The sequence below is a fragment of the Staphylococcus hyicus genome (genome assembly GCF_000816085.1).
Classification (GTDB): domain Bacteria; phylum Bacillota; class Bacilli; order Staphylococcales; family Staphylococcaceae; genus Staphylococcus; species Staphylococcus hyicus.
Genome location: NZ_CP008747.1, coordinates 2,382,825 through 2,409,251, shown reverse-complemented (window position 1 = coordinate 2,409,251; position 26,427 = coordinate 2,382,825). Strand labels below are relative to the sequence as shown.

Genomic DNA, 26,427 nt, shown 5'->3' with positions numbered 1-26,427 from the left:
CAAATATTTAAAGTATCTCAACTTACAAGTTTTAGTAATAGATATCGCATTATTTACTCTTATACCACTCTTTAAATTAAATGACGCTAAATATCTTTTCCATGTCTTCTTATCTTTTCCTTTCTCATGTTGTGCTATGATATAAGCGAGGTGAATGCTATGAATATTCGTGATATTGCTAAGCTTGCGGGCGTATCGAAAAGTACGGTGTCGAGGTATTTGAATGGAGGTTCCATTAGCCTTAAAACACGTCAGAAAATTGATCGTGTGGTACAAGAGACAGGATATAGTCCAAATCAATTTGCGCAAAGTTTAAAGGCGAAACGAACGCAAATGATGGGCGTCATTGTGCCACGTTTAAGCTCTTATGCGTCAAACCAAACGCTTTATGGCATTGAAACATATTTGAGAACGCAAAATTATCAAACCATCATCGTGAATACGGATTTAGATCAACAACGTGAAATTCATGCGATATCTACACTTGCGAAGAATAAGGTCGATGGCATTATTTTGCTTGCGACTGCGTTGACGGATGCGCATTTAAAAGCGATTCAATCGATTAAAGTACCGATTATTTTAGTAGGACAGTCGTATGAAGGCATTCATTCGATTATTCAAAATGATTATGATGCGGGACGTCTTATGGGTAATTATTTTGGTAAGAGAGCGTTTAAGCGCATTGCGTATTTTGGTGTGGATGAACGTGATGAAGCGGTAGGCGTACATCGTCGCCGTGGTGTGCTTGATGGGCTTGCGGATTTTAACCATGATGCAACTGTTCACACGACTTCATTTAAGTTAAGTGATGCGCAAGAACGTTCTAAAGCTTTTATTCATGATTATGATGCCATTATTTGTGCGACAGATAATATTGCTTTGGGCGTATTAAAAACCGCGCTTGATATGAATATTGATGTTCCTCAAACATTATCCATTTCAGGGTTTGGAGGTTATGAAACAACTTCAATTGTGACACCGCGAATTACGACAATCGTGTTTCCTTATGAGGAGACAGGTCACTGTGCTGCGGTATCGATGATGGCTTTATTAAATGGTGAGGAAGTCCCGCTATTACAACGCATGGATTACGCTATTGACGAAAAAGAAAGCGTTGACATTTTGCACAACTAAACGTAAAATTCTCGTTGAAGAGCATTTTACTTTTTTTAAACTAATTTGGTACCGGTTCCAAAGCTTGTGTGACGTAATTTTTGAATGGAAGAAGTGAAAGCATGGGAAAATTATATGCGATTGGTGAAGCTTTAATTGATTTTATACCTCAAACGAAAGGTGTAGAACTTAAAGAGGTGAAAGGGTTTGAGCCTCAAGTTGGTGGTGCACCAGCGAATGTTGCGAGTTGTGTGACGAAGCTCGGGGAAGCCTCCGCGCTCATTACGCAACTAGGTCAAGATGCGTTTGGAGATCAGATTGTAGAGATGTTAGCGCATCAAGGTGTTGATACATCTTTGGTTCAGCGCACAACTGACGCCAATACAGGTCTCGCGTTTGTCAGTTTAACAGAATCTGGTGAGCGGGATTTCGCTTTTTATCGAAATCCTTCTGCGGATATGTTGCTTGACGCTTCTACGATAAATGTAAATTTTGAAGAAGATGATATTCTACATTTTTGTTCCGTAGATTTAATTCCATCACCGATGAAAGCGGCTCATGTAAAAGCAATAGAATTAATGGAAAAAGCGCAAGGCACGATTGTTTTTGATCCGAACTTACGATTTCCTTTATGGCCATCAATGGATGTATTGAAAGAAACTGTACTTGAATTTACTCCTAAAGCCCATATTTTAAAAATTTCTGATGAAGAACTTTCATTTTTAACAGGAAGTGATGACACTGCGTCCCTTCAACAATTATTTAAAGGTAAAACAGAAGTGATCATTTATACAGAAGGTGCGAACGGGGCCTCCATTTATACTAAAGAGCGTCAAATTGGTTATCACCCGGGTTATAACGTTGACGTTCAAGATACGACGGGTGCGGGAGACGCCTTTATTGGATCGGTTATTTATCAATTGTTAAAAGGACAACAATCACTTAAGCCAATGGATAATCTTAAACAATATGCCAATGATATTTTGAAATTGAGTAATGCGGTAGGCGCTTTAACAACAACGAAAAAAGGTGCAATCGGGAGCTTACCAACTATTGATGAGGTACGTACTTTAACACGTCGTTAGAGCTTTAATAAGGAGGGGTTACATATGGCAATGTCAGACCAACACATCGCGAAACAAGTCATTGATGCGGTAGGCGGTAAAGAAAACATTAAATCAATTGCACATTGTGCGACGCGATTACGCATTGTGGTTCATGATAAAGAAAAAATTGATCAAGCACAAATTGAAAGTACCGATAAAGTAAAAGGTGCATTTTATAATTCTGGCCAGTATCAAGTGATATTTGGAACAGGAACCGTAAATAAAATTTATAGTGCTGTTGAAAGTTTAGGCATTGAAGGGCAATCGACAAGCGATGTCAAACATGAAGCAGGAAAACAAGGGAATATGTTCCAACGCGCGATTCGCACATTTGGTGACGTTTTCGTTCCAATTATTCCTGTACTAGTCGCAACGGGTTTATTCATGGGCTTACGTGGCGTATTGATGAACGAACAAATTTTGTCATGGATGGGTATGACACCGAAAGACATTTCACCTAATTTCATCCTGTTCACACAAGTTTTAACAGATACAGCTTTTGCGTTTTTACCTGCACTTGTCGCATGGAGTGCATTCAAAGTATTTGGCGGAAGCCCGGTACTCGGCATCGTGCTCGGTTTAATGCTTGTCAATCCTGCATTGCCTAACGCTTATGAAGTGGGGAATGGTTCAGCCGAGGCATTGAAATTTTTTGGATTCGTTCCAGTTGTAGGCTATCAAGGCTCCGTTTTACCGGCATTCTTTGTAGGTCTCATTGGCGCAAAATTTGAAAAAATGTTACGCAAAAAAATCCCAGATGCCATTGATTTAATTGTTACACCGTTTTTAACATTACTTGTGATGATTACACTTGGGTTGTTTATTATTGGACCGGTATTTCATGGCTTAGAAACTGTGATTTTATCAATTACAATATGGGTATTAAATTTGCCATTTGGAATTGCAGGTTTGTTAATCGGTTTCTTCCAACAAATTATCGTTGTTACAGGTGTGCATCATATTTTTAACTTTATGGAAATCCAGCTGTTAGAAGAATTTAAGTACAATGAATTCAATCCAATTATTTCTGCGGCTATGACCGCACAAGGTGCTGCAACAGTTGCGGTTGGTCTCAAAACACGTCAGAAAAAGCTAAAAGCACTCGCATTACCATCAGCGTTCTCAGCATTTTTAGGTATTACAGAACCTGCCATTTTCGGTGTAAACTTGCGTTACTTTAAGCCATTTGTATGTGGATTAATAGGTGGGGCAGTCGGAGGATTCCTTGCATCGTTACTCCATTTAAAAGCATCAGGCATGGCGATTACCGTATTACCAGGTATGTTGTTATTTATTAAAGATATCGGACAGTTGCCGTTATACATTCTAGTACTTATCGTGTCATTTAGTGTAGGATTCGTGCTTACATGGTTCTTCGGCTATAGTGATAAAATGGCGCAAGAAATTAAAGAAGCGAAATAATAGAATATATAATCAAACACTCCCTAAAAGTACATAGGGAGTGTTTTGTTTATGTGGTGCTAAATTCAATAGTACATATACTAGATTATTGAAGTATCTCATAAATAAAATTCGATACATATGTTTCAGTAAAAGCTGCTAATATATACAGAGGTAAAGCAATTAAAAGATAAGATTTCATCAAATTCATACATGCTGTTTTAAAGGAATAATTTTGTTTTTTATCTTGCCTGAAAAAGTTAGTGATTTTCCTGACGATAGATTGATTTAATTTAAATAAACTGCTCACAACGATACACATCGCAAACAATTCAAGAAAGTGATGAGGAATTGCGGAAATAATCATACTGATACCTTTATGTAAATCTATTTGAATCGCAATACTACAAATTACGCCTAGCAATGCTGATGTTGTAATGTAATTTAAACAATATAAAAATGGAATGGGAATGAATGCGAGAAGAAGCATTTGAAAAGGCACCATCGCTGCATTATGAACAATATATTCCCATACTTTTTCCAAACCTTGTGCTTGAGTTACACTGTCAGGAACCTTTCTAGCGATATTTTTAAAGGTATCTATAGAAGGGTTAACAATCAAAGTTAAAACAAAAGAAATAACTGTAATCGCTAATGATAGTATGAAAAATTTCAAACTTCTTTTAAACCAAGTCGTATCTTCAAAATTAAGCATAAGGCACCTCGTAAATTATTTTATCTATATTTTATTAAAGATAATGTATTTAATTCAAACACTTAACTTTATAACTGGATATACAAAGAATAAAAATTATATATAATTAAGAGTATGTAAATCAATAAGGTGATTTACCTATTTATACACCTATGATAAGGAGACATAAGATGATATTAAATTTAAAAAGATATACGAAGCTCTATGCCATGATGCTTGTGGTAGTTACTATGAGTTGTATTGATGTTACTGAGGTAAAGGCGAATGAAGCGCGCAGTGAAACTCAGGAACAGTCTCATCACAAATCAAAATATCAAGAACTCAAGAAAATTTGGCTTTCTACAAATTATGGTTATGAATACTATGATGATCATAATGAAGCGATGAAGAAACAATATGAGTATGTTGAAAAAGAAGCACAAAAGTTACTGAATGACATGAACACACATTCTGATAAAACGTACTTATGGGATAGTGCGAAAGATGTTCAAACGAATTCAAGTCATATGACAAAAAGCTATAAGAATATTGAACGTATTGCGGAAGCGATGAATCATCCCCAATCATCTCTAAAAGCAGATGAGAATGTGAAAAAACTAAAAGAGGCAATCGCTTGGATGCATGAACATGTTTATGGTAAACAAGCAGAAAACAATATAAGAACTTTGACGTCTAACTTTATTGAAAAAGATGCGAACAAAAAGAAAACAATAAATTGGTGGGATTACGAAATAGGGGCACCGAAAGCATTAACGAATACGCTCATATTAATGGATGACCATTTCACAAACGAAGAAAAGAAAATATACACAGCACCGATTCAAAAGTATGTACCGAAAAGTGATGAAATATTAGCGTCTGTAGGCAAACCTGAAAAAGCGACAGGTGGAAATTTAGTCGATATTTCGAAAGTAAAATTACTGGAAAGTATCATCAACGAAGACGACAGTAAGATGAAATCAGCGATTGATTCGTTTAAAAACGTTTTTACATATGTTCAAGAAAGTGCGAGTGGAAAAGCACGTAATGGTTTCTATACAGATGGGTCATACATAGATCATCAAGATGTGCCTTATACAGGGGCATATGGTGTTGTTTTATTAGAAGGCATCTCTCAAATGTTGCCGGTTGTGAACGCATCAAATTTACGTATCAATAATGAACAAATGAAAACTTTAGATCACTGGATCGACGACGCATTTATGCCTACGATACACAAAGGTGAAGTAATGGACTTTGTAAGAGGTAGAGCAATCAGTCGTGGACATGAAACCAGCCATTCTACATCTACAACGGTTATGAAATCGTTGTTAAGAATAAGCACTGCGACAAAGAACCAAAACATAAAAGCTAAATATCAACAATATGTTAAAACATCCGTGCTATCTGATAAAAGTTACAGCCAGAATGATCAATTAAAATCATACGCAGATATTCAAATGATGAAAAAACTTATGGATGATACGTCAATTAATATAAAAAACAAGCCACAACAAATAAAAATATACGGTGAGATGAAGCGTCTCGTCTATCACAATCCAAACCTTAACTATACATTTGGTTTAAGTTTAACTTCAGACAAAGTGTCTCGTTATGAATCCATCAATAACGAAAATTTAAAAGGTTGGCATACAGGGGCAGGAATGTCTTATTTATACAATGATGATGTGACACATTATCGTAATCATTATTGGCCTACAGTGAATAAGAAACATCTTGCAGGAACAACAACTTTGGGTGACGAGCCATCTGGTGATAAAAAAAGTAAGAAAACTTTTGTCGGTGGAACATCACTGGGTGATAAATACGCAAGTATCGGTATGGATTTTGAAAATCAACAACAGACACTATCAGCAAAAAAATCATGGTTTATTTTAGATGACAAAATTGTTTTTGTGGGAAGCGGAATTAATAATAAAGCTGCTCGAACAACAATTGAAAATCGTAAAGCGGACGGTTACACATTATATAAAGATAATCAGACACTAGGTAAATCAATAAATGAAGAAGCAAACTCTGTATTCTTAAAGGCTGAAGATCAACAAAATAACATCGGTTATCACTTTTTTAAGCCTACAAAATTAAATGTTGATAAAGTCGAGCGAACAGGTAGTTGGCAAGATATTAATAAAAATCAAAGCAGTAAAGAAGTTAAACAAACCTACTATGAAGTAACACAAGCACATTCTGATACAAATCATCACTATGCCTACGTTTTATATCCTGGAATCGACCAAACTAAATTTAAACAAAAACATAATGATGTGAGTATCATTAAACAAGAAGATCAACTTCATGTTGTTAAAGACAATGTGAATAACGTATGGGGAATTGTTAATTATGATAATGAAACCAAAACATTTGAAATAGAGGGCAATAAGATCGAAGTTAAAGTTAAAGGTATGTATATAATTAAGAAAAAAGATGCGCATACGTTCGAGTGTTCATATCATAATCCAGAAGTATCAAACAAAGATAGAGATATCCAATCTATTATTAATTTGAATGGGTATCACATCGTCAATAAAAACAGTTTAGATCGTCATATCCATTTTGAAATAAGCAAATAAAGGATGAAAAAGAATTATCACTTTAAAGTAGCACATATTTTAAAAACATATGAATATTTAGTCTTTGCATATTAAGAAAATGAGGAAAGAGCCTTCTTTATAGCTGTTAATTTAAACGTTGTGACACTAAATGAGTTAGGTTAAGATATGAAAAGTTATATTGCAAGCATGCTGTGGACGTAAAATCAAAACGTACTAAACAATGAAAAATGTTGTGAGCGTACATCTTTGTGAATGATGATGAGGTGTTTTCATTACTAGCCAGTGAAAATGAGCCTATCTCTTTTCATTTTAATTATTTAGAAGGGGCATATTATCACTTTTGGCGGTCGCTTGAACTTTCTGAGTATAGTGATACAAAACTTTTAGAAGAGTTTTTACAAATATAAGAAGAACCAGATTTTGATATATAAAAGAGAATATGGTTTTAGAAGTATTCAAAAGAATAGAAGTGTATTTTATATATAAATTATGTTGTTAGGGGAAACATAGTATTATATAATTGGGTTGTAAATAACTTGGATAGTCAACGATTAAGTTTATCTAATTTATTTTAATATTTTATAAATAAGGGGTTGTTCTTTTGGAGAATCAGATTTATTCAAAGCCTACGAACAGAGTAGCTGAAATGGTACTTGGAATTTTAGGCAGTGTTTTTGGAATTTTAGGTGGCATATTTGCTCTAATGGTTGGAAGTATTAGTAACGAATTCGAGGCAAGTGATTCAGGACAAATTATGGGATTAGGTATTGCTGTAATATTTGTTTGTATTATTACTTTAATTGTGAGTTGTATAATCAATAAAAAACGAATTGTTATGGGAATTATACTAGTAATAGGTGGAATACTTAATTTTATTTTAATTGGATTATTCGGTATTTTATCTGGAATTTTGATATTAGTAGCAGGAATTCTAGCACTATTAAGAAAATAAAAAGATAGTATTTTATAAATATTTATTTAACCATCCATATTTGGGTGGTTTTTGTTTTACAAGCTTACTTTTTGTTGTATAATTGATAACGATTATCAATTAGAGGTGTTGCTGTGAAATATATTTTACTGATGGTGGGCATCACGTGTACCATTTTGGGTTTTGTTGGTGTTGTGGTTCCGTTATTGCCGACGACACCATTTTTACTTCTTGCCGCAATTTGTTTTGCGAAAAGCTCAGAACGATTTAAAAATTGGTTAATACATACGAAAGTGTATAGAGAATACGTAGAAAGTTTTAAAAATGAACGTGGTTACACATTGATTAAAAAGTTTAAACTTTTAATCAGTTTATATATCGTTATCGCATTTTCAATTTATATGATCGATCACACGATGATTCGAGTGATGTTACTCATCATGGTGTGTTTTCAAACAATCTTTTTATTTACATTTGTAAAAACGTTACCTAATCAATCAAAGGAGAGATGAACAATGTTTATGGCAGAGAACTGTTTAAAGCTAAAAAAGGGGAGCGCACCAAAAATTGTAGAACGTTTCCAAAATAGACAAGGTATTGAAACAATCGAAGGGTTCAAAGAAATGATGGTTACAATTACCAAACATAATGAAGACTATGATGAAGTTAAAATATTAACACTTTGGGAAACAGAAGCGGCATTTAAAAATTGGCTAAATTCTGATGTGTTTAAAGCAGCGCACCAGAAAGTGAGAAGTCATCAAGAAGATGCAGAAAGTCCTATTCTCAATAATAAAGTTTCTAAATATGAGATTGCGTATAAGTTTGTGAAATAACGTGTTTAAAGCATTTTATGACATTCGCACATGCGCGCATTTTTTAATTAACCTAAGGACTAAATGCCGCTAAAAGCACATTTAGTCTTTTTGGATGATTTCTCTAATAAAACCTAAAAAGTGAGAACGTTATGACTATTCATTTAAACCAACTCAAGACACAACATTTAAATTTTTCAAAAGAAAAAAATGCAGTTCATTTAGATTTAAGCGAAGGTGAATATCAATTTATTTCTGGAACAGACACATTAAATGATACCTATTTTTCAAATGTATATCGCAATGCGATAGATATTTTTGAGGAAATGTTTTCAAATACAGATGACGTTGAAATGATTCATTTAGTCATCAATTATAAGAAAAAGTATTCGAAAACAAGGCTTATTGATAAATATACGCAAGCGAGAAAATACATACCACATCATATTGAAAGGTATCAAAATAGCGAAAATAATCCTTGTTTTGCCTTTACATACAAAATTTCTACTAAAAATATTAAACATTCATCCTTAATAAAAGCTATTTGTAACCAAGATTTTCCACCTTTAAAACCTATCATCAATCAAGGTTCACATTATTCTGAATTGTATTTTGTAAATAAAACTAAAAATATGTTGTATCTCTTATATGATGATAGGGGGTTGTGGTTATACTTTGATGACGAAAATGACTATCATCATTTTACACATAAATATCATGCTTTAGTAGATCATTTAGAAGACGTATTGTAAAGATTTAATGGCAAAACAAAACGAGTACGTTAAAAATTAAGCAACAATCTGAATTTGTAATGGAATATCGGCTAGAAAGAGATGATAACATGAAGAAAGTGTTCCTAATGGTTTTATGTAGCATCTTATTTTTAGCGGCATGCACGCATACGAATCATAAAGAAAAGGCATCACAAGAAACACGTACCTATACATTGGAAAATGGAAAAACAACGACTGTTCCTAAAAACCCTAAAAGAGTGGCGGTATTAACAGGATTCTATGTTGGGGATTTTATAGAATTAGGCATCAAACCGATTGCCGTTTCAAATATTGTGCAAGATTCATCAATATTAAAATCACATTTGAAAGGTACAACATTCATTGGTGAAGGAGATGTTGAAAAACTTGCTAAATTAAAGCCCGACCTAATTATTGTAGATGCTTCAGATAAGAACATTAAAAAATACGAAAAAATTGCAATGACGATTCCCTACACATATACCAAATACAACCATAAAGAAATTCTAAAAGAACTAGGAAAACTCACAAATACAGAAGACAAGGCGCAAAACTGGATTAAAAAATGGGATGCTCAAACAGCCAAAGATAAAAAAGACATTCAACAGAAAATAGGTCATGCCACTGCGTCAGTATTTGAACCTGATATAAAAGAGATATATGTATACAACAGCACGTGGGGCCGAGGCTTGGATATTGTTCATGATGCGTTTGGCATGCCAATGACACAAAAATATAAAGAGAAGCTCCAACAAGTTAAAAAAGGCTACGCAGCTATTTCGAAAGAAGAAATTGCTGACTACGCAGGAGACTATATTTTCTTAAGTAAACCTTCATATAGCGCATTCGATTTTGAAAACTCTAAAACATGGAAAAATTTAGAGGCAGTAAAGAAAAATAGAGTGATTTCATATAAAGCAGAAGATTATTGGTTTACTGATCCTATCACATTAGAGCATCTAAGAGTAAAATTAAAAAAAGAGATTTTAAATAAATCTCAATAAATATGCATGTATGATAAAATTAATTTATATATGGCTAAATCATCAATGTTATGATAAATAAATGATACAAAAATCATAAGTTTTCAATGCTTTATGAACAACTACAGAAAAACACATCGAAAGGAGATAAAAGCATGAAAAAATTATGTATTTCAATGTTAATCAGTTTAATCGTATTAGGAGGATTACTTTCATCGTCAATATGGGCAAACGGCATAATAAATACCAATACGACAGAAGGAAATCACTTATTTACCGCTAAATTTGAAGGTAACGGTAAATTCTGTACGGCTGTCGCAATTAATTCATCAACATATTTAACAGCAGCACATTGTGTAGATTATGAAAATAAAGAAGGTAATATCGGTAAAATCTATCCGGCATTGTCAGGTATCTCTACACCATTAGGAGAATTAAATGTTAAAAAGGTTATAGTTTATGAACAAAGAAGTAATCAACAACCAGTAAATAAAGAAAAAGATTTAGCGATTCTTAAGGTTGACAAACCAGTGTCAACTTCATCTGAACATTATTTAAAAGAAAGAATGCCTCATATCAGAGGTGTATCTACAGATAGAACAGAAAATGGTTCTAACACTTTAGTGAATAAATCAGTCTATTCAATAGGATACTCTTCAAGTGATGGAGAGAACTATTCACTAAAATATCCAGGAAATATCAAGAGTTTATATATCAATGCTGCTAATGGAAACGATGAAAGTTCATTCAACAAATCTGGACTTATAACAACTAATATAACTGCGGCACCAGGTCAATCTGGATCAGGGTTATTTTTAAAAGATGACGATAATAATGACCAAAATGATGAGTTAATTGACATTTTGTCAACGTCTAACCATAATAATGAAAATGCAACTTTCGCACTTATTACTACTAAAGTAAAAGCGTGGATTGAAGCAAATTCAAACTAATAATCACTATATTTGAAGAAGTCTCTTAAACATATGTTTAAGGGGCTTTTTTCAGTTGTTAATGTACACATTTTTTTATGTGTTTTAACTTAAACGGAACTATTACGATGTACTTTTGCATACAAAACGATAGCATGCCACTTTTTATAGACATAAACTCTTTTAATGTAGAATTAATATTTGTTAATCCGTATTTAATGGTTTGTGTAGAATGAAACTTATATAATCGAAAAGCTGTGTCAAAAAGGGGTTTTTTGACAACTATTTTATTTATATTAAAGGAGATTATAAAGTGAAAAAGAAATTATTAGTATTATCGGCAAGTGCAATCTTAGCATCTAATTTTATATTTGATAACAGTGCAAGCGCAGTAGTAGACGTGAGAGAGAATCCATATACGTCAAAAGCTAAAGATTTAAACGGACATAGAAGTCATAAGGATCAAGTTAAAGTTTATATTGAAAGTCTAGAGGATTTAATACAATATTTATCATTAAACGTACATGCTGGCTATGATGAACCTGAATATAAGGAAGCTTATGAGGTTTATCAAAAGAAATTCATGGCAGAAATGGAAGCTTTAAATAAATTTAAACTAGAACAAGATGAAATAAATAAAAAAGAGGGGTACTGGTATGGTGGAATTTGGTATCCTACAAAAGTTTCAAATACTACTTACGGACTAACATATGAAAGATATAAAGAAATATTTGAATCACTATTAGAAAACAGAAAAGAGTTTGCAGCAAAAGCAAGAGAAATACAAGAATCTCACAATGACTTAAGACGATTTAGCAAAACAGAAAAATATGATGCGGGTTGGGAAATTAATCAATTAGAAAATAAAATTCTAATGATTGGTAGAACGTTTACAAAGAAAGTAGATGCGGTTCAGAACATGTATAATAAACTAGATGTTGTAGTTGGAATCTCTGATTATGATAGAGATTACAATGCGCCTAGAAATAAAAGAATGTTAGAAAAAATGAAAGAAGATTTAGAAACAATCATTGATCAATTTTTTGAAGAGGCAGAATTAGCTCGACCGAATTATATACCAATTTTAACAGAATCAAATGGTGACAATAAAGAAATTAGAAATCAACTTAGACAAGATGCAAATGCTGCAAAAAATGATGCTCGATTAGTAGATCCTGGTGTGAAAATAAGAGCTGATAAAGTTAAAAAAGCACAAGAAGAAGCTAAAGCAGAAAGAATTAAGAGAGCTCAAAAAGCAAAAGCATCTAAAACATCAAAATCAATAAAAAGTAAAGAACAAAAAACTTATAAATATAAGCAACTAAAGAAACGTTCAGAATCAAACATCCAAGAACCTACTACGAAATCTTCTGTTTCTACACATGTTGCATCTAGCAACAAGGCTTCATCTATTATTTCAAATCAACAGAAACCAGCAAATGATAATAAATTAAGTGGAACAACTAATCAAAATAAAAAGTTAAAAGGTATGAGTGGTGAATCAAATAATTTTACTGTTACGCATAACTCTAAACCATCTGGCCAATCAAAAGGTAACTCTAATTTTATCGAGTACTCACAAGATATTGCACCAAAGAATAATGAATTGAATCAACAAAATCCAACAACAAATGCACCAGTAGTAAAAGAAACGATAACAGAATCAAACGTTGTAGATATTGATCAATCTTCATTCTATGAAAAATCAGGGTATAAATACGGCTATAGTGAAAGTGATACATCTGGTTACACAGAACGAGACAAACGTGCAATTCGTCGTAATCATGTAAGAGAAGCTGAAGAATTAGTAAATAAATACGTTAACTCGCATGCTTATCAAGATCGTGTTGCTGCACAAGCAAAAGTAAAAACATTAAGTCCTGAACAACAAAAACGGTTAAATCAACAAATCGACAAAATTTATAATGGTCAATAATATATCAAACTTAAAAAGGCTAGCTTTTTTGGGTAAAAACTAGCCTTTTTGTTTTGTGCGCATAAATCAAACCTAAACAAATAAGAAAGCTTAATGTGAAATAATTAAAAATTCATTAACACCAATGTATTGAAAGTGCATAATATGGCGTTAATACAGATTTAATACTGAGCTAAAAGTAATTAAAAATGCAATTCAATTAACTTAATTTAGATTAAAACATTAACGCGAATTTATATACAATAGGCAAACTCAATTAATTTAAATCCTACTTAAATTATCTTAAACATCCTTTAAGAGAAATAAGAAACAAGAAATTATAGTGTATAATTACAATTGTAGTGAATAAAGTAAAGAGAACGAGGTATTTGCTACAATTTTCGGGTTTTAAAATAAAATTACACTACAAATTTTAGGAATAAACTAATTTAAAGTAGAATTAATGTTGTGTTAAAACTAACTTAATGGTTTATGTTGAGTGAAACTTATATAATCGAAAAGCTGCGTCAAAAAAAGGGAATTTGACAAGGGTTATTTTATTTAGAATAAAGGAGAACAAAATATGAAAAAGAAATTATTAGTATTATCAGCAAGCGCTATTTTAGCGTCAAACTTTATATTTGATAACAATGCAAGTGCGTTAGTAAAAGAAACTAAGCATAAATCTGAAGCTTTAAAAATGGGATGGAATGGATATAGTCAGTTTAGTAAAAAGCAGTACGAGGATGATTTTAAAGATTTAACGCATAGAATATCATTGAATGAGCATGGCGGTTTTGATGAAATAGAGTATAAAGAGGCATATCAAAAATATCAAGATGTGTTTCTAGGAGAATTAGATGCATTTAATCAACTCATTTTAAAATTAGACTCTAATGAGGAAGGTATGACATCTCAAAAGTATAATATAATTCGTGAAAAATTAAAGCAGAATAAGATTGAGTTTATAACTAAAGTTAAAGAGATTGAAAGCACTAAAAAAGATTTAAAAAGGTTTAAAGAAGGCGACGATGATTTTTATAAAGCTATAGATAAAGTTTATGAATTAGAAGATAAAGTATTTATGGTAATGAGTTCATTTTCCAGTAGGAAAAATAGTGATGCTTTAGATGAGTTATACAATAAATTATTCTTAATCGTCGGTACTACTCCAGAAGAGCGTTTAGATAAACTCCCAAAGAACCAACGTATGTTGGGAGAAATGTGTGAGAACTTAGAAACTATTATTGATGACTTTTTCAAAGAAATAGGTTATGAGAGACCGAAAGATATTGTACCACTTACTGATGATAATAAAGATGATTTTGAAGCACGCAAAAAATTGAGAGAAGCTGCTCTAAAAGCAAATACTGATGAAAGTTTTAGAGACCCTAATGTAAAAGTACGTGCTGAAAAAGCTAAAGCTAAATTATCTGAAATGACTAAAAAATCTAGTGAAGCGAAAGCAAAAGCAAAAGCTGAGGCAGAAAGAAAATCAAAAGCGGCATCTATGCCACTAAAATCATATAGAAATGATCCTGAAGCATTTCCACATAAACAATTAAGAAATGAACTATCAATTAAGTTCCCAGAATCTTCACCACAGCTTCCAATTTATACGGTAGCAACTGAAAGTCAACCACAACCTGTCCTAAAACAACAAACTAAGGAAGAAAAAGTGGATGTACTTAAGAGTAAACGACCAGAGACTACTTTAAATGGTTTAAATGGAGAATCTCATTTTGTAACAATGGATGAAAGTTCGAATGCTTCAACACAATTTGGTAGCAACGGTCATGTATTTGAGTATAGTTTTGACTCAACACCTAAAACGACAAATGTTGCGAAACAAAATGTAAAACAAGAAAACTATAACTCTGTAAATAATTTAGCAGGTATGAGCGGTGAATCGCAGCATGTTGATTTTACACAAGATTCTAACCCTTCAACGACGTATGGTGGATACGGTAATGCTTTTGATTTTACAGAAGATACGGCTCCGAAACAACCAGAAACAATTACAGAATCACATGAGATTGTTCTTGACTATCAAACTCATGCAACAATGTCTGGCTTTAAAACAGGCGTAAGTACGGAAGCGTATTATTCTTCAAATGAACTTACGAAATAAACGATGTATTAAATAATTAAAAAACCTTGAGCGTTAAACCACGCTAATATAATCTGTTATAACCTCTTATTAATAAGTGAAATTTAAACCAAGACAACCAATTCAATACAGTTTACAATAGACGAAAATAGTAATAAGAAAAGACTAGCTTTTGGGAGAAGCTAGTTTTTTCTTTTCTTTCTATTATTAAGTTTATACATGATTTTCTGTTACAATGAATCTAAATGACGTTTGAGCGGGAGTGACGATGATGGGTTATAAAGTGATTTTACTTGATTTTGATGATACGTTAGTAGATTTTCATGATGCTGAGGTGAAGGCGTATACATATTTAATGGATCAACATAAGGTGCCGGAATCTAAGCGGGATTATGAGACGTTTCAAGCAATTAATCAAGCGCATTGGGAAGCGTTTCAGCGTAATGAACTTACGAAAAGTGAAGTTCTAAGTCACCGTTTTATTGAAACGTTTCAACAATACGATATGTCGGTCGACGGTCATGAAGCAGATGTGACATTTCGAGAGGGTTTGGCTACGGCCAAGATCAAATGGCATGAGGGTGTTGAAGAGGCCCTTGCGTATTTGAAGTCAAAATATACCCTTGCAATTGCGACGAATGGGGTAACGCACACGCAAAAGCGCCGTATTGCGCAAACGGATTTGATGTCGTACGTTGATCATTTATTTATATCGGATGAAATGGGCGCCCAAAAGCCGAGTCGTCAGTTTTTCGAAATTGTTTTTAACACGATGCCTCACCTTAATGCCAATGACTTCATTATCATAGGAGATTCGCTCACTTCTGATATTCAAGGTGGCATTAACGGGGGGATTGATACGGTGTGGTTTAACCATAAAAACGTAGAAAATAACACGCCCATTATGCCAACATATACCATCAACACGATGCATGAAATTGATCAGATTTTGTAAGAAAAAGGCAAGCCGTACATGAACGTACGTCTTGCCTTTAGTTTATTTTCGATAATGATCGTATTTACCTGCTGTGATATCGGCTTCGCGTTGTTGTATTTCTTTATAAACAGCTTCTGCATCATCGCCGTCATAGTATCCTTGTTCTATCGCATTTTTCGTCTGTAGTTCTCCTGATGATAACCCACCATTGTATTTTTTGCGTAATGCGCTAATCAGTTCATCTTTAGTCGTTGCTGCATTAATTTCTGCATTCACATCTTCTGTTGTATCAGTATGTTGTTCATAAATTGAACGTTCTTCTCCACGTTCGATACGTAATGAGCTTTCGTAAGCTTTAGCAGCTGGACCTTCCATGACATTGCCTTGTGGAATGACGCCATTGGCCACTGCACTATTATAAGCGGCGATTTTATCGATTTCTGTATAATCTCCATAGATAATCGCTTCTAACATTGCTCTATCTGTGACATTGTTTACGTCGTATTTTTGTGTAGCGACTGTTTCAGTCGACGCTTTGTCTGTTTGATTTTCTTCTGTTGATTGTGCTTCTTTTTTCTCTTTTTGTTCTTTCTTTTGATGCGATTCTGATTTTGCTTTTTTATCATCATCTTCACCAAACAAGCTACATCCTGTGAGTAGCACGATACTTGTTAAAAGAGTCCTAATAATGCTTTCAATTTCATCCCTACATCCCTTTCATTTCATTCTAAATTGTTCAACATTATTTTACCCCTAAATTTATGCGTTGTGTCATGAAAATTTCACAAAATGTAAAAACCTTATATATAAGGAAGAAAGTCGGGCAAAAATCTTGAAAAAATTTAATTGATAATGATTATCACTATTGACAGAGACAACTAAAATAAGTATTATGTTTTTAAATCGTTATCATTACGATTAATGCATTGAACAATTGCTTTTCAAAGGAGATTATTTAATGAAAGATATTGTTCATTTTTCTAAATTTAATCCGTCTGGGAATATGACGGTGTTAGTCGATTCTGATCATGTGGAGAGCGCGTATGTGCCTATTGCAAATCAGTTGATGCAAACGTCACACGTGTGTTGTGAACAGGTGGGTTTTGTGATTCGGCCGCAATCATCGAACGGTTTATATGGGTTACACATGAGTGGTAATGAGTTTTGTGGGAATGCGACGTTATCGATGTTGCATTATTTAATGGAACGTGATCTTGTGCCGGTAGGTAAGCTGTCGTTACAGGTTTCTGGGGTTTCAACACCGACCGTATGCGAAATTCATGCTTTAGGTGATTATGAAGCCACGTTACCCGCACCACATGCATATGAGTGGACAACACTTGTGCTCGGTACGGAAAAGTTTGATGTGTTGAAAATCACGTATGCATCCTACTGTCATTTTGTCGTCCCGGTTGTAACGTTTGATGAAGCTTTATATCGCGATGTTGAAACGTTTGTTACGTCGCAAACTTGGTCTAAGTCGTTTAAAACGATTGGATTGTTGTTATATGACGCAGAGCGGTGCCAGTTGCATCCACTGATTTATGTGCCGGAGCTTGGTAGTATCATTTGGGAGCAAAGTTGTGGTTCTGGTACAGGTTCTATCGGTGTTTATGAAGCGCTACAACAACCGGAAAAGTGTACAGATAGTATGGTACATCAACCAGGGGGCGTCTTACGTGTTTGTGCGCAGATGGCTGCGTCACCACTTATTACGATTAGGGGGCATGTTAAAACAGTTGCAACGGGGTTAGCTTATATAGAATAGGAGCTTAATATGATACAAAATATCCAACTTGAGACAGAAATGGAACTAGAACTCGCAACGTTTTATCGGAATTTTGTTGACCACTATCAAAAAGTGGCCCTTAATTTTGAATCAATCTCAGAGTTAGAGCGTGAGATAGACGTGTTCAGTCAATACATACTTAACGAAAGTAATGCGTTACGTTTTCATCATTGGCAAGCAAAAGAGAGACAAACGCCGAATATTGTGCCGGCATTGGCTGATATTACAGCGAAATGCGTGAAATTAATGGAAGTGCTTCGCGCAAAACGCCACATTCTAGGCGAGGCGACAGAAACGACGTATTTTCAAAATATTGAGCATTGTATTCAGGAAGAATTTGGTCAATTTCAAATTACTTCTGATGATACGGTGTTATTAGTCGGCTCTGGGGCGTTTCCGATGACACCGATTCAAATTGCGAAAGAAACCGGTGCGTCTGTTATCGGAATTGATATTGATGCAGAGGCTATCGCGTATGGGCGCAAAGTGGTGGCAGATTTGGCACCAGAGGCCTCAATTGAATTGCATCAAGCTACGGTCGATCAGTTGCCTCAAATTAAAGACGTTACGCATGTCATTTTCAGTTCAACGGTCCCTATTAAATATGACATTTTAGAAGATTTGTATACGTTGACTGGACCTAATACAGTTGTGGCGATGCGTTACGGTAATGATTTAAAAGCGATATTTAATTATCCTAAACGTGATACTGACGCTAAACAATGGGTGTGTGTCGATGAGGTAATTCAGCCTAATCAAATTTTTGATATTGCGCTTTACCAAAAAGCAGATGTTGCAAGAGGTGTCGGCTCATGAGGCCTAGTATGCTCATTGTAGGCACAGGTCCTGTGGCGGTGCAACTTGGTGTGCTTTTTGACAAATACCTAGACGCAGAAATTGCGTTTGTCAGTCGCAGTCATGTGTCTGCACGTTCGAAGCAATTTGTCGAAGCAGTCGCGGCCTCAGGATACATCGAAGCACATGTTCAAAATAAGCAACATGACACACTCACAGGGACTGCCACACCGCGTCACGTCTTTGATGCGTATGCCTCGGTAACGGGAACGTATGATTATCTTGTACTTGCATGTACTGCAGATGCTTATGTGGATACGTTAAAACAACTTCCGAATGCCGTGTTAGAAAAGATTAAAAGTGTGTTGCTCGTGTCGCCAACGCTTGGTTCTAACATTATAGTACGTACACAATTAGAGCCGATTCAACCTCAAATTGATGTTGTCAGCTGTTCGACGTATTTAGGTGATACACGTGTCCTCGACCAGACGAAACCCTATCGCGTCACAACGATGGGGCTCAAAAAGCATTTATATTTAGGGGCGACCGCCGACACATCTGAGTTGTTGGCGCGTTTAACACACATGTTTGAATGTATTGATTTACCTGTTACTGTCGTAACCAATCCGATAGAAGCAGAATCGCGCAATAGTTCGTTGTATGTACACCCCGCACTATTTATGAATGTGCATGCTTTAAAGGCCATTTTTTATGGTACAGACGTCCCGTTTTATGTGTATAAATTATATCCTGAAGGTCCGATTACGATGGATTTAATTCACGAAATGAGAGGGATGTGGCAAGAAATTACATCGATTTTAAAGGCGCTAAATGTAAAACCTCTGAACCTACTGCGTTTTATGGTAGAAGAGAATTATCCGTTACGCCCTGAGACGATGTCTAAAACAAAAATTGCACAATTTGAATCACTGCCGGAAATGGAACAAGAGTACTTACTTTATGTGCGTTACACGGGAATACTGATTGATCCGTTTTCAACACCGAATGCGAAAGGGTTTTATGAGGATTTTTCAGCGGTTCCGTTTCGCCAAATTTATCAAAATCATGAAGGTATTTGGGAAATACCGCGCATGCCACATGAAGATTATTATCGCACTAAAATCATTCAAGGACTTGGGCGTGCGTTATGCATTGAAACACCGATGATTGATATGTTACTGACACGATATGAAACAATGCTTCAGAACTTTCACGAAGAACGACCGCATTTAAAAAAATCACAACAATTTTTCCCGAAAACATTTGAAAGTGATATGACTTGTATTCAGCAAGGGCTTCAAACAACTTAAGGAAAAGTAGAATGAAAGGAATAAGAGAATGAAACAGACATTTAAATGGTTTATTTTAGCATTAACGGCACTCGTTGTATTAGCGGCGTGTGGCAACTCCAAGGCACTAGAGCAAAAGAAAGAAGACAAAAATATTACGTATGCGACATCTAAAGATATTGGCGATATGAATCCACATGTCTATGGAGGTTCAATGTCCGCACAAGGCATGGTATACGAGTCACTTGTAGATAATACGCAAAAAGGGATTCAACCATTACTTGCGAAATCTTGGGATGTTTCTGAAGATGGTAAAACCTATACTTTTCATTTACGTGAAGGTGTGAAATTCCATGATGGCGCACCATTTGATGCGGAAGCGGTGAAAAAGAATTTTGACGCCGTTCAAGCGAACAAGTCTTTACACTCATGGATTAAACTTTCAACAATTATGGATAAAACAGAAGCGAAAGATGCACATACATTTGTATTAACGTTAAAAGAACCATACAACGCAACTTTAGAAGAGCTTGCGATGACACGTCCTTATGTTTTTGTTTCTCCTAAGGCCTTTAAAAATGGCGGGACAAAAGATGGCTTGAAAGCTTTTAGTGGTACAGGACCATACAAATTAAAAGACCATCAGAAAGATGAAAGTGCAACATTTGAACGAAACGATGATTACTGGGGCGGCAAACCTAAATTGAAAAGTATTGTTGCTAAAGTGTTACCTGCAGGGGAAACATCATTTTTAGCATTACAAAAAGGGGAAGTGAATTTTGCGTTCACTGATGACCGCGGAACAGATAATATCGATAACGAAGCCGTGAAAAAACTAACAGATTCTGGTGACTATCAATTAAAGCGTAGCCAACCGATGAATACAAAGATGATTGTTGCTAATTCTGGTAAAAAAGACAGCCCAGCTCATGACAAAGCAGTGCGTATTGCTTTATGGCAAAGTGTCGATCAAAAGAGTATTTCAGACAAAATTTTAGATAAGACAGAAAAGCCTGCGTTTACATTGTTCTCTAAAAACGTACCGCATGCGAATGTAGATTTAAAACCACGTCACTTTGATTTGAAAGAAGCGGCGAAAACGTTAGACGAAGCAGGATGGAAGCAAGAGAAAAAAGGGGAGTTACGTCAAAAAGATGGCAAAAAGTTAGAGATGAAATTATATTACGACAATAACTCTAATTCACAAAAACAAGAAGCTGAATTTATTCAAGCAAAAGCAGAAGAAATTGGTATGAAATTAAATATTGTAGGAGAAACGTCAGACAAAATTGCAGAACGTCGTACATCCGGCAATTATGATTTGTTGTTCAACCAAACATGGGGCTTACAATATGATCCACAAAGTACTATTTCAGCCTTTAAAACGGATACAGGTTACAAAGCTGCAACATCTGGAATCGACAATAAAGATGCGTTATACCAAAATATTGATGATGCATTAAGAACACAAGATGCGAAAGAGCAAGATCAAAAATATCACAGCATTTTGAATACAGTTCACGACGAAGCGATTTTTATTCCGATTTCTCATGGTGGTATGACAGTGATTGCACCTAAAGAATTTAAAGGTATTACATTTAAACAATCTCAATATGAATTACCATTTGAAGAAATGGATTACAAATAAGGAGTGACATAATGGGATACAGTATCGTTAAACGGTTATTACTGACCCTGCCGCTTCTAATTATGATTAGTTTTCTTACATTCGCATTGACGCGGCTGTCTGATGAAGATCCCGCTGTTGTCATTTTACATGCGCAAGAAGTCCCGAATATTACACAAAGTCTCATTGAAGAAACACGCGCGAAATACGGCCTCGATGAACCGTTTCTTGTGCAATATTGGGAATGGCTCAAAGACGCATTACAATTTAAATTTGGCCAAAGCTTTGTCACGGGTGATGATGTCAGCACCCGTGTTTGGCCAGCATTTTTTAATACTTTAAAGTTAACACTCGTTTCGAGCGTAGTGATTATAACGATGTCTATCATACTCGGTACTTTGACAGCACTTTGGCGTGGCACATGGTTTGACCGTATCACACGTAGTACGGCGTTTATATTAACGGCGATACCTTCGTATTGGTTAGCAGCATTATTAATCATTTACGTGTCAGTAGGTATGAATCTGTTGCCGACTTCAGGGCTGACAGGGCCTGAAAGTTATGTATTGCCGGTGCTGACCATTTCGTTAGGGTATATCGGGATCTACTTTAGAAATGTGAGAAGTGCGATGATTCAACAATTGGATCAAGATTATGTCTTATATGCCCGAGCGATGGGTGTACGCTATCCTACGATTGTCCTACAAGTGATTCGCAATGCGATGCAAGTCGTTGTATCGATATTTTGTATGTCAATTCCAATCATTTTAGGCGGGTCGGTGGTTATCGAAAACATTTTCGCTTGGCCAGGGATGGGGCAATTAAGTGTCAAAGCTGTGATGGAACAAGACTTTCCAATTATCCAAGCATACGTATTAATTATTTCCGTACTGTTTATTTTATTAAATACACTCGCAGATATTATTAATATGTGGCTCAATCCTAAATTAAGGGAGGGCAATTAAATGGTAGTCCTTCAACGTTTATGGCAAGACCGAGGTGCAAAAATAGCACTCTTTATTATAGGATTGTATTTATTATTAGGTATCTGTGCGTCACTGATAACGCCATATACCCCTACCGCCGTCAATATTCAGAATAAATTTGCCGGTATGTCTTTTGCGCATTGGCTAGGGACGGATCATTTAGGGCGTGACATTTTGACACGACTCATTTATGCGATTCGTCCAAGTTTAATGTTAGTATTAGCGGCACTTTTATGTGCGGTTGTCATTGGGATGATCTTAGGCTTTATTGCCGGCTATTTTGGTCGATGGATTGATACGATTTTAATGCGCGCTTGTGACGTCATGTTATCGTTTCCAACCTATGTGATGACGCTCGCATTAATTGGTGTATTAGGTATCGGCTTGGAAAGTATATTTGTCGCGTTTATCATTACGCGGTGGGCATGGTTTTGCCGAATCATCCGAACGAGTGTGATGCAGTATCGTGACTCAGATGACGTTAAATTTGCGCGTGCTATTGGTTTATCACATACGCGCATCATTATGACGCATATTTTACCGTTAACGCTAGCAGATATTGCGGTGATTTCGTCAAGTTCTATGGTATCGATGATTCTACAAATTTCTGGATTTTCTTTTATTGGTCTTGGTGTCAAAGCCCCAACAGCAGAGTGGGGGATGATGATGAATGAAGCACGCAAAGTGATGTTCAGTCATCCAGAATTGATGTTTGCGCCGGGGATTGCGATTATTATTATCGTCCTCGCATTTAATTTCTTATCTGATGCTATTCAAATTGCCGTTGATCCAAAATTATCACAACAACAAGTAAGGCAGCGTGTGAAACGTGGGGTGATGTCATGAGTAAACCAATTTTAGATGTTCAAAAATTAACGCTGATTGATGGCAATACGAATCACGTCCTTGTCCATCATTGCTCATTTAAGTTGGACAAGGGAAAAATTTTAGCGATTATTGGTGAAAGTGGCAGTGGGAAATCAATTACGTGTAAAGCACTCCTTGGGCTCAATGACCACAACATTCAAATGAGTGGTGAAGCGCACTTTAATACGATGGATTTATTGCAGCAAAGCGAAACCCAATTACGTCACATTCGTGGTAATGAAATTGCGATGATTATGCAACAAGGAGGTACGGCGTTTAACCCTTCTTTTACGCTTGGCTACCAAATGCGTACCATTTTAAACCATCATCATATCACAAATGCGACAACCCAAAAGACCCTTCTCAAGTCTTATTTTGATATGTTAGGCTTACACGATTTCGATCGAATCATGCGTGCATATCCTCACGAACTGTCTGGCGGTATGCTACAACGTTTAATGATTGTAATGGCACTTGCGTTAAAGCCGGAACTCATTATCGCGGATGAGCCGACGACGGCACTAGATGTCATTACTCAATATGATGTGTTAAAAGAGTTTCAACACATTAAAGAGACTGTAGGTTGTGCGATGATTTTTATTTCGCATGATTTAGCAGTCGTGAAACATATTGCGGATGATGTGCTCGTTATGAAAAATGGCGATGTCATTGAATATGGATCGGTGAAGGATGTGTTGGAAAATCCACAACATGCGTACACGCAATACCTTGTGAATGCGCGTCGTAAGTTGACATCTTATTTCCAGAAAGTAAGAGGTGACCACTCATGTTAACCATTCAAGATGTGTCCAAGTCATACCGAGATAAAGGCACGCGCCAATATCGAGAAGTTGTTAAAGGCGTCAGTTTTTCATGTGAGAAAGGTGAGAGTATCAGTATTATCGGTGAAAGTGGGAGTGGTAAATCCACGCTTGGCCGGATGATTCTTGGTATTGAAAAACCTGATCGCGGGCGTGTCGATATTAACGGCCAATGTGTCTGTCGTCGTGAGGTGAGACGTGGTCAAATGAGTGCAGTATTTCAAAATTATAAATCATCGTTACACCCGTATTTTAATGTCGAACAGATTTTAAAAGAGCCGCTTCAACAACTTAAGTTATCTAAAGAAGATATGCATCAAGAAATGATTCGTTTACTTGAAGAAGTAGGCTTAGACAAAAGTTTTTTAAAGCGTTATCCACAGATGATGTCTGGCGGGGAAGCACAACGTGTCGCGATCGCGCGCGCCATTAGTACTAAGCCAGACTATTTATTATTAGATGAAGCGATTAGCGCATTGGATATGTCAATTCAAACGCAAATCTTAGATTTATTAGTCCGATTACGACATGAATATCATTTGAGTTATATATTTATTACACATGATATCCAAGCAGCCACGTATTTATGTGATCGTTTATTTATTTTTAAAGAGGGTGAAATTCAAGAGTCACTCGCCAAAAATCAAATTCACGATGCGACACATCCGTATACGCGCGCATTGCTTGAAAAACAACTTATCTATTAGGAGGCGACGTAATGAAAGGCGCGCTCGCTTGGCCTTTTTTAAGGCTCTATATTTTAGCGCTATTTTTCTTTAGTGCCAATGCAATTTTAAATGTCATGATTCCGTTACGAGGTCATGACTTAGGTGCAACCAACACGACAATAGGTATCGTGATGGGGGCCTACATGTTAACAGCAATGTTATTTCGTCCATGGGCAGGCCACGTCATCGCGAATATTGGTCCGATTAAAATTTTGCGATGGATTTTAGTCATTAATGGTGTCGCATTAGTGATGTATGGTTTTACGGGACTTGAAGGGTACTTTATTTCCCGGGTAATGCAAGGGGTGTGTACCGCCTTTTTCTCAATGGCCCTTCAAATTGGGATTATCGATGCATTACCGGAAGAAGACCGTGCACAAGGCATCTCTCTTTACTCGCTCTTTTCATACATACCGGGTGTCATTGGTCCGTTAATCGCAGTGGGTATTTGGCAATTAGACAATATGAGCTACTTTGCGATCGCGATGATCGTTATTGCGATTACAACAGGGGTGTTTGGTTTTAGTGCAACGTTAGATAACAACGTGCAAGATGAACCTACGCCTCAAAAGAAAGAAGCATTGCCTTTCGGACCGGTTTCCGTATTTACACAGTTTTTTAAAAATGAATTTTTATTTAAAGCAGGATTAGTCATGTTAGTGGCCTCTATTGGTTTTGGAGCGGTTGCAACATTTATTGTGTTATATACACAAACGTATGGTGTAGGTCACGCAGGCCTTTTCCTTGCATTACAAGCGATTACAGTCGTATTAGCACGTTTTTATTTAAGACGTTATATTCCATCAGATGGTAAATGGCATGTTGGATTTATGTTAAAAGTGATGAGTTTATTAACCCTAGCTGTATTAGGCATTAGTGTGGGGCATATCGTCGGCGCCTTTGTCTTATACATCAGTGCGATACTTATTGGTATAGCCCAAGCGCTTATTTATCCAACATTAACGTCATTTTTAAGTTTCAAATTGCCAAAATACGGCCGAAACATGTTGCTCGGGTTATTTATTGCCACAGCAGATTTAGGTGTGTCATTGGGTTCCGCGTTAATGGGACCGATCGCTGACCTTACAAATTATTCGGCAATGTACCTGATCTGTGGCATCATGTTAATCGCAACAACACTCTTTTGTATCGAACGCCGACAACAATTTATCGGCGAATAACAGAACACGGAGTCACACGCACATGCGTGAGACTCCGTGTTTTTTGTGGTTATAGAGTGTGGTTTTATTATCTTTATGTGTA

Annotated in this window: 25 protein-coding genes; 23 read left to right on the top strand and 2 right to left on the bottom strand. The window is 35.7% G+C overall.

What is annotated here, in order from left to right:
* Positions 1 to 159 precede the first annotated feature (159 nt).
* The 3 genes from SHYC_RS11455 (at position 160) to SHYC_RS11445 (ending at position 3,641) form a co-directional block, all read left to right on the top strand.
* A complete protein-coding gene (locus SHYC_RS11455; protein WP_039647273.1) occupies positions 160 to 1,134 on the top strand; it encodes a LacI family DNA-binding transcriptional regulator in 975 nt (324 codons plus the stop codon).
* Between the two features lie 101 nt (positions 1,135 to 1,235).
* Positions 1,236 to 2,198, top strand: coding sequence for a carbohydrate kinase family protein (locus tag SHYC_RS11450; RefSeq protein WP_039647271.1), 963 nt, complete (start codon positions 1,236 to 1,238; stop codon positions 2,196 to 2,198).
* 24 nt (positions 2,199 to 2,222) lie between these two features.
* The gene (locus SHYC_RS11445) at positions 2,223 to 3,641 is read left to right on the top strand and encodes a sucrose-specific PTS transporter subunit IIBC (protein ID WP_039647269.1); all 1,419 of its coding nucleotides are present in this window, start codon (positions 2,223 to 2,225) and stop codon (positions 3,639 to 3,641) included.
* A gap of 85 nt (positions 3,642 to 3,726) precedes the next feature.
* Here the strand turns inward: SHYC_RS11445 and SHYC_RS11440 are convergent, their stop codons facing one another.
* Positions 3,727 to 4,335 carry a stage II sporulation protein M gene (locus SHYC_RS11440; RefSeq protein WP_039647267.1) on the bottom strand — a complete coding sequence of 203 codons (609 nt, stop codon included), beginning with the start codon at positions 4,333 to 4,335 and terminating at the stop codon, positions 3,727 to 3,729.
* Positions 4,336 to 4,505: 170 nt separating this feature from the next.
* Here SHYC_RS11440 and SHYC_RS11435 point away from each other — a divergent pair, with 170 nt between their 5' ends.
* The 11 genes from SHYC_RS11435 to SHYC_RS11390 all read left to right on the top strand — a co-directional run bounded on the left by SHYC_RS11435 (position 4,506) and on the right by SHYC_RS11390 (position 16,280).
* Complete coding sequence (locus tag SHYC_RS11435; RefSeq protein ID WP_039647265.1) at positions 4,506 to 6,905, top strand: polysaccharide lyase 8 family protein; 2,400 nt, start codon at positions 4,506 to 4,508, stop codon at positions 6,903 to 6,905.
* Positions 6,906 to 7,135: 230 nt separating this feature from the next.
* Positions 7,136 to 7,294, top strand: a complete 159-nt coding sequence (locus tag SHYC_RS12325) for a hypothetical protein (protein ID WP_158484674.1) — start codon at positions 7,136 to 7,138, stop codon at positions 7,292 to 7,294.
* Positions 7,295 to 7,488: 194 nt separating this feature from the next.
* Positions 7,489 to 7,839, top strand: a complete 351-nt coding sequence (locus SHYC_RS11430) for a DUF4064 domain-containing protein (RefSeq protein WP_039647263.1) — start codon at positions 7,489 to 7,491, stop codon at positions 7,837 to 7,839.
* Between the two features lie 113 nt (positions 7,840 to 7,952).
* The gene (locus SHYC_RS11425; RefSeq protein ID WP_039647261.1) at positions 7,953 to 8,330 is read left to right on the top strand and encodes a YbaN family protein; all 378 of its coding nucleotides are present in this window, start codon (positions 7,953 to 7,955) and stop codon (positions 8,328 to 8,330) included.
* A gap of 3 nt (positions 8,331 to 8,333) precedes the next feature.
* The gene (locus tag SHYC_RS11420; RefSeq protein ID WP_039647259.1) at positions 8,334 to 8,654 is read left to right on the top strand and encodes an antibiotic biosynthesis monooxygenase; all 321 of its coding nucleotides are present in this window, start codon (positions 8,334 to 8,336) and stop codon (positions 8,652 to 8,654) included.
* A gap of 131 nt (positions 8,655 to 8,785) precedes the next feature.
* On the top strand, positions 8,786 to 9,385 hold the full coding sequence (locus tag SHYC_RS11415) for a DUF3885 domain-containing protein (protein WP_039647258.1): 600 nt from the start codon (positions 8,786 to 8,788) through the stop codon (positions 9,383 to 9,385).
* A gap of 89 nt (positions 9,386 to 9,474) precedes the next feature.
* Positions 9,475 to 10,389 carry an iron-hydroxamate ABC transporter substrate-binding protein gene (locus SHYC_RS11410; RefSeq protein WP_039647256.1) on the top strand — a complete coding sequence of 305 codons (915 nt, stop codon included), beginning with the start codon at positions 9,475 to 9,477 and terminating at the stop codon, positions 10,387 to 10,389.
* Between the two features lie 134 nt (positions 10,390 to 10,523).
* A complete protein-coding gene (locus tag SHYC_RS11405) occupies positions 10,524 to 11,321 on the top strand; it encodes a trypsin-like serine peptidase (RefSeq protein WP_039647254.1) in 798 nt (265 codons plus the stop codon).
* 379 nt (positions 11,322 to 11,700) lie between these two features.
* Positions 11,701 to 13,236: a coagulase domain-containing protein gene (locus SHYC_RS11400; protein ID WP_158484672.1), complete on the top strand. Its 1,536-nt coding sequence runs from the start codon at positions 11,701 to 11,703 to the stop codon at positions 13,234 to 13,236.
* Between the two features lie 562 nt (positions 13,237 to 13,798).
* Positions 13,799 to 15,346, top strand: coding sequence for a coagulase domain-containing protein (locus SHYC_RS11395; RefSeq protein ID WP_039647250.1), 1,548 nt, complete (start codon positions 13,799 to 13,801; stop codon positions 15,344 to 15,346).
* A 250-nt stretch (positions 15,347 to 15,596) separates the two neighbouring features.
* The gene (locus SHYC_RS11390; protein WP_039647248.1) at positions 15,597 to 16,280 is read left to right on the top strand and encodes a YjjG family noncanonical pyrimidine nucleotidase; all 684 of its coding nucleotides are present in this window, start codon (positions 15,597 to 15,599) and stop codon (positions 16,278 to 16,280) included.
* A gap of 42 nt (positions 16,281 to 16,322) precedes the next feature.
* Here the strand turns inward: SHYC_RS11390 and SHYC_RS11385 are convergent, their stop codons facing one another.
* On the bottom strand, positions 16,323 to 16,925 hold the full coding sequence (locus SHYC_RS11385) for a hypothetical protein (RefSeq protein WP_231912780.1): 603 nt from the start codon (positions 16,923 to 16,925) through the stop codon (positions 16,323 to 16,325).
* Between the two features lie 295 nt (positions 16,926 to 17,220).
* Here SHYC_RS11385 and cntK point away from each other — a divergent pair, with 295 nt between their 5' ends.
* The 9 genes from cntK to cntE are packed head-to-tail and all read left to right on the top strand — an operon-like array spanning position 17,221 to position 26,345.
* Entirely contained in the window at positions 17,221 to 18,030 is an 810-nt protein-coding gene (cntK, locus tag SHYC_RS11380; protein WP_039647244.1) for a histidine racemase CntK, read from the top strand.
* 9 nt (positions 18,031 to 18,039) lie between these two features.
* Entirely contained in the window at positions 18,040 to 18,867 is an 828-nt protein-coding gene (gene cntL, locus SHYC_RS11375; RefSeq protein WP_039647243.1) for a staphylopine biosynthesis enzyme CntL, read from the top strand.
* An 8-nt stretch (positions 18,868 to 18,875) separates the two neighbouring features.
* Entirely contained in the window at positions 18,876 to 20,156 is a 1,281-nt protein-coding gene (locus tag SHYC_RS11370; protein ID WP_231912779.1) for an opine metallophore biosynthesis dehydrogenase, read from the top strand.
* Positions 20,157 to 20,184: 28 nt separating this feature from the next.
* Positions 20,185 to 21,783 (top strand): staphylopine-dependent metal ABC transporter substrate-binding lipoprotein, encoded by a 1,599-nt coding sequence (gene cntA, locus SHYC_RS11365; protein WP_039647239.1) that lies wholly within the window; start codon positions 20,185 to 20,187, stop codon positions 21,781 to 21,783.
* 11 nt (positions 21,784 to 21,794) lie between these two features.
* On the top strand, positions 21,795 to 22,727 hold the full coding sequence (gene opp1B / locus SHYC_RS11360) for a nickel/cobalt ABC transporter permease (protein WP_039647238.1): 933 nt from the start codon (positions 21,795 to 21,797) through the stop codon (positions 22,725 to 22,727).
* Complete coding sequence (gene cntC, locus SHYC_RS11355) at positions 22,728 to 23,594, top strand: staphylopine uptake ABC transporter permease subunit CntC (protein ID WP_039647237.1); 867 nt, start codon at positions 22,728 to 22,730, stop codon at positions 23,592 to 23,594.
* The gene (cntD, locus tag SHYC_RS11350) at positions 23,591 to 24,409 is read left to right on the top strand and encodes a staphylopine uptake ABC transporter ATP-binding protein CntD (RefSeq protein WP_039647235.1); all 819 of its coding nucleotides are present in this window, start codon (positions 23,591 to 23,593) and stop codon (positions 24,407 to 24,409) included. Before cntC ends, cntD begins: the two co-directional genes overlap by 4 nt.
* Entirely contained in the window at positions 24,403 to 25,143 is a 741-nt protein-coding gene (locus tag SHYC_RS11345; RefSeq protein WP_039647233.1) for an ABC transporter ATP-binding protein, read from the top strand. Before cntD ends, SHYC_RS11345 begins: the two co-directional genes overlap by 7 nt.
* 11 nt (positions 25,144 to 25,154) lie before the next feature.
* Complete coding sequence (gene cntE, locus SHYC_RS11340) at positions 25,155 to 26,345, top strand: staphylopine family metallophore export MFS transporter CntE (RefSeq protein ID WP_039647231.1); 1,191 nt, start codon at positions 25,155 to 25,157, stop codon at positions 26,343 to 26,345.
* Positions 26,346 to 26,427 lie beyond the last annotated feature (82 nt).